At 67.4% G+C, this 3168-nt stretch carries 4 protein-coding genes; all 4 read right to left on the reverse strand.

Annotated elements, in window-relative coordinates:
* Positions 1-194: 194 nt before the first annotated feature.
* A complete protein-coding gene (locus tag ACDELDRAFT_RS20605) occupies positions 195-1157 on the reverse strand; it encodes a tripartite tricarboxylate transporter substrate binding protein (RefSeq protein ID WP_005800022.1) in 963 nt (320 codons plus the stop codon).
* A 121-nt stretch (positions 1158-1278) separates the two neighbouring features.
* Complete coding sequence (locus ACDELDRAFT_RS20610; protein WP_005800023.1) at positions 1279-1710, reverse strand: Lrp/AsnC family transcriptional regulator; 432 nt, start codon at positions 1708-1710, stop codon at positions 1279-1281.
* A gap of 269 nt (positions 1711-1979) precedes the next feature.
* A complete protein-coding gene (locus tag ACDELDRAFT_RS20615; RefSeq protein WP_005800024.1) occupies positions 1980-2675 on the reverse strand; it encodes a hypothetical protein in 696 nt (231 codons plus the stop codon).
* Positions 2672-3168 (reverse strand): SCO family protein (locus ACDELDRAFT_RS20620; protein WP_005800025.1); only part of this gene is annotated, 497 nt, incomplete at its 5' end. The genes ACDELDRAFT_RS20620 and ACDELDRAFT_RS20615, both read right to left, overlap by 4 nt.

Genomic DNA, 3168 nt, shown 5'->3' on the forward strand with positions numbered 1-3168 from the left:
CGCTGCTGGTGCGTGCCGCGCGAGGCAGCCATTACCTGAACCGTGATCCGGACCCGCGCCTGAGCGGAGCGTGGGACGCGCATCTGGCGGACGCCCGCGAACTGGGCCTGGACTGACACACCCGCCGCAATATGCGGGCGTTTGGGGCTGCTGCGCTTGCAACACAAGCGCAAAACGCTATAAAAATAAGAGCGTCACTGGACCTTCGCCAGCCCCAGCTTTTCCACCAGCGCCTTCTCGCGCGCGAAGGTGTCTTGCGCAAACTTTTGGTACGCGGCGCTGCCCATGTACATGGGCACCATGTCGTAGCGGGCCAGTGCCGTGCGGTAGCTGGGCTGCTCCATGGCCTGCTTGAAGGCATCGTGCAGGCGCTTGACCACGGCCGGCGGCGTGCCCTTGGGCGCACCGATCCCGAAGGGTGAGTTCTGCACGATGTCGATCCCCAGTTCCTTGAGCGTGGGGGCATCGGGAAACTTGGCCAGGCGCTCGGCGCCCCAGGTGTTGAGCACACGCAGCTTGCCGGCCTCCACCTGCGGCGCAAAGCCCGTGGAGTCGGCGGCCGCCATGATCTGCCCGCCCAGGATGGACTGCATGAGGTCGGCGCTGCCCTTGTAGGGCACGTGCAGCAGCTCGATGCCCAGCTTCTGGGCGATCAACTCCATGGTCAGGTGGGGGCTGGTCATGGTGCCGGTCGAGCCATAGCTCAACTTGCCCGGATTGGCCTTGGCCCAGGCGACGAAGTGCGTCCAGGTCTTGAGCGGCGAGTCGGCCGGAACCACCAGGCCGAAGGCGTAGCCGGTCACGTTGATCACGTAGCTGATGTCCTTGACCGGGTCCCAGTTGATCTTGGTGGTGTACGGCAGGCGGAACACGCCCAGCGGAATCTGGGCAATGGTGTAGCCGTCGGGAGCCGCGCCCTGCAGTGCCTGTGCGGGCAAGGTGCCACCGGCGCCAGGCTTGTTTTCCACGATCACGGGCTGGCCGAGGATGCGGCTGGCGTTATCGGCCAGGGCGCGCATGGTGATGTCGGTGGGGCCGCCTGCCGGAAAGGCGATCACCAGCTTGACGGGCTTGACGGGAAAGCTCTGGGCTTGGGCCAGCAGGGCGGGTGCGGCCAGGGCGGTGGTGCCCCACTGAAGAATGTGACGACGCTGCATGCAGAACTCCGGGGAAATACAACCCCGCTATTGGACCCCAGCCACCGCTGGCCGGCCATGAAGGAAACCCCTGAGGGCCCGCAAAAACCCGGTGCGTTGCCACCCGCACCGCGCGGTGCATTCACACCTTGAACGTTGACAGCAGGATGCTCGTCTCGGTATTGGCGATGCCGGGCGTGAGCCGGATGCGGCCCAGCGCGCTGTCGAATGCCTCAAGGCTGTCGGCCCGCACCTCGGCCACGATGTCCCAGCGGCCATTGGTGCTGTGCAGCGTCCCCACGGTGGGTTCACCGCGCAGCGCGCGGATCACTTCGGGCGCGGCATTGCCCTCCACCGCAATGCTCATCCAGGCACGGATGCGCTGCGGCTCCGAATCGGGGCGCAGGCGCACGGTGTAGCCCACGATCACACCGCTTTCCTCCATTTTGCGCAGGCGGTTCTGCACCGTGCCCCGCGACACACGCAGCTTGTGCGCCAATGTGGCCACCGGCGTGCGGGCATCGGCGCGCAGGGTGCTGATGATTTCGCGGTCGGTGTCGTCAAGCTGTGTCATGGTGAGTCCTGGGGCGTGAGCAGCGATTTTCCGCCCAATCACGGCCGTGCAGAACGGCGGCGGCGAAACAGTTCGGGCCGAGGCTGCGGCGATGCACCGCGGGGCTCTCCGCCCCTGCGGCAGCCACCCATGGCGAAGCGCAGCAGCCCCAGCGCCGGCGGGTGAGGCGGTTACAGTCAATTTTGTGCGGAACATGCCTGCAGCGCTTATCGCATAAGCGCCAACAGCTACAAAAAAAAGAGCACACAGCGCCAGTTGGCGGCAAGGATTCATCCCCGCCCGGAGGGCGGCAACGGCGGGGCATGCACCGCTTCCCTGCGCGCCATGGCACAGACCACCTGCACCAGCCACAGCGTGGCTATCGCAATGGCGGCCCGCACCAGCCAACCGCCCAACAGCGCCTGGTCATCCAGCAGATAGGCGTTGCACACGCGCACGGGAGAATCGATGTAGAGCTGGCCCACCACGGCCGTCATGGGCAAGACATTGCCCAGGAAAAACGCCTGAACCACCAGCCCCGCCGCGCGCCAGGAGAGGCGCAGCGCCGCACCCGATAGCACCAGCGCGGCGCATTTGCACGCTTCCACCCAGGGATCGACGAGCGCCAGGTCGAGCGCCCGCGGCACCATCAGCACGGCCAGCACCAGAGTGGCCCCCACCAGGCCGCTGATGCCGTGGGCGTTCCAGCGGGACACGGCCGCGCGCGCAAAGCCCGGCAAGCCCTGGGCCAACAGGGCCCCGCTGCACAGCAACAGCGGAAACTGCGCCAGCATGTGCCGCGCCATGCTGGCCTCCAGCGCGTGGCGCACGGACGGCCACAGCAGCACTGCCAGCATCGCCAAGCCCAGCAGTGCCTGCCGCCGCGGCGTGCAAAGTGTGAAAACGCGCGCCATGCGGGTGCAGGCGGCGGCGTACAGCGGGGTCCAACGGGTCGCCAAAGAATGGACGTGCAGGGAGGTGGTCATGGCGTCTGCCGCTGCGCCAGGTCGCGTGCGTAGTCGAGCGCAAGCTGCTGCTCGGCTTGGTCGAAAATGCGCACCAGACGCCCCCGCCCGTCCACCACCAGCAGGGCGGCGTTGTGCTCGTAGTCACCACGCCCGTCGGGCACCACCACCACGCCCAGGCTACGCAGCAACGCCGCGCTCTGCACAGGGTCGGGCACGCGCGCCAGTTGCCACACGGCCGGGTCGGTCTGCAGCTTCTGCCCGTAGGCCTGCAGTTGCGCCGGGGTGTCATATGCACCGTCGAAACTGATCGACAGCAGGCGCACCTGCCTCCCCGCGCTGGCGGGGACAGCGTGGTCCGTGCCGGTGGGCCCGGCTGCGCGGTCGTGCTGCAGGCTGGCTTGCATTTGCGCAAAGCTGCTGCCCAAGGAAAGGCAGACGGTCTGACAGCGTGTGTAGATGAAATCGACCACCGTCACGGCCCCGGGCGCAGCCAGCCAGCGCGCCAACGGCT

It is taken from the genome of Acidovorax delafieldii 2AN, from assembly GCF_000175235.1.
Classification (GTDB): domain Bacteria; phylum Pseudomonadota; class Gammaproteobacteria; order Burkholderiales; family Burkholderiaceae_C; genus Acidovorax; species Acidovorax delafieldii_B.